Origin of the sequence: Moorena sp. SIO3I8 (genome assembly GCF_010692325.1) — a bacterium.
Classification (GTDB): domain Bacteria; phylum Cyanobacteriota; class Cyanobacteriia; order Cyanobacteriales; family Coleofasciculaceae; genus Moorena.
In genome coordinates this window covers 1-1,699 of the sequence record NZ_JAAHHW010000339.1, presented here as the reverse complement: position 1 = coordinate 1,699, position 1,699 = coordinate 1, and the positions used below count along the sequence as shown (strand labels likewise).

Below are 1,699 nucleotides of genomic sequence, written 5' to 3'. Positions count from 1 at the left end.
TTCAAACCTAAGTAAGCGCAATAGTTTTACTTCTGACTTCTGACTTCTGACTTCTGACTTCTGCTATACTTTGCCCACCCTACTTGAATTGGTATTTTTTTTTACACGCAAGTCCCTTAGTTGTTCATATGACGGTGTCTTACCTACTGAGTCGCCTAGTTTGTAATATGTGTGTAATACAATAAAGTTGTGAAAATTTAATCAATAAAGTTGTGATCTTATCAACTTGTTGAGGTCACTTAAACGGCGGTACGTTAAGCATAGTAAAGCGATGCAGCGCCTTCATGCGGGGGTTTCCCCCATGAGCGACTGCATCAAGAAGCGTTGATAGACTTTGGTACTATCTCAAATATAATTCCTTAAAATTAAATTTTTCAAGAAAACTAAATTTTGACAATAAAATAGGTTTGGCTATATGGTATTTAAGGCTCACATTGTTTAAAATTATCATTGGCTTGACAACAGTATAAGATTAGTGTTATAGACATTAATTAAACTTGTGATAACAAGTTTTTACTCAGATTTACTTATGTTGTATTAGGGAAAAAAATTCTCTATATAAAGAAAATTTAATCATGGAAATTTCTATTAAAAAACAATATATTTTGTGAGTATTTCTGACAATCCTCTGGACGTTGAGCCAATGGATATCATTGATATCAAGGTGCAGGAAACTATTTTCCGAGGCAAGACTATTTTCCCAGTTGACTAACCAAAGTAATTTAAACTATGCTCAATTGCAACAGATTAGGTTGTTTGTGCCAGACCAGCGTATCTCTGGGTAAGGTTCAGCGGTTGAAGAGGGTGATTGTATTAATCACAATCTTTGCTTTACTCGAAATGGTTGTCGGCTTTGTTAGCCACAGTTTAACTCTCAAAGCTGATTCGGCTCACATGCTGGCAGATATTGTAGCAATGAGTATTGCTTTGCTTGCTGCATGGCTGGCTCAAGGCTCCTCGAAGTCTCGAAAGCAAATGAGCAATCAACCGATTGAGGTTTTGGCTGGTCTGATCAATAGTATCGGTCTAGTGGCTATGTCTGTATGGATTGGGCGAGAAGCGATCGCCCATCTGCAAGGGACACCTGAGGAAGTCCTCAGTTTGCCGATGCTAGTCACTGCGTTAATTGGCGTAGTGATCAACAGCATTAACCTCTATTGGCTAGGGGAAAATACTGAGCAAGACCTCAATCTGCGTGGTGCATTTTTGCATGTACTGGCAGACGTAGTTGGCTCAATCGGCACTATAATAGCTGCTTTGGCGGTTGGAATTTTCAACTGGCCTCAGGCGGATGCGATCATCAGCTTTAGTGTAGCTATTTTAATTGGCTTAAGTAATCTTCCGCTGCTGGGGCAAACCCTGCAACTAACTAGGACGAGGGCGATAGAAAAACCCCCTCATGAGTTAGGCTGGCTAGAGTTAGGAAAGACCGATTTAGTGTCTTTGATAAAACTCAAAGAGGATTGAAAATTACTGGAGAGCTATTGATTTTGAAATGATAGTTTTCGGTAATTTTTAGGTAACCATTTAGTGGTCAGCGGTCAGCGGTCAGCGGTCAGCGGTCAGCTAATGATACAACCACTACTAAACCAGAGTGCGATCGCATAAATTATGCCATCGAAGTCCCGATAGTTGGATAATCCTGCTAAATTCCTGATCCAATCGGGAGTGCTTGGGGTAGTACCACTATCCACGGTAA

General features: G+C 40.2%; 1 protein-coding gene. It reads left to right on the top strand.

The annotated features are described in order from the left end of the window. The first annotated feature begins 729 nt into the window (after positions 1–729). Entirely contained in the window at positions 730–1,467 is a 738-nt protein-coding gene (locus tag F6K51_RS36800) for a cation diffusion facilitator family transporter (protein ID WP_293030994.1), read from the top strand. Positions 1,468–1,699: the final 232 nt, after the last annotated feature.

What these genes read in the sequence shown, in the direction of transcription:
- F6K51_RS36800 (WP_293030994.1), top strand. Translation starts at nt 730, where the DNA reads ATGCTCAATTGCAACAGATTAGGTTGTTTGTGCCAGACCAGCGTATCT.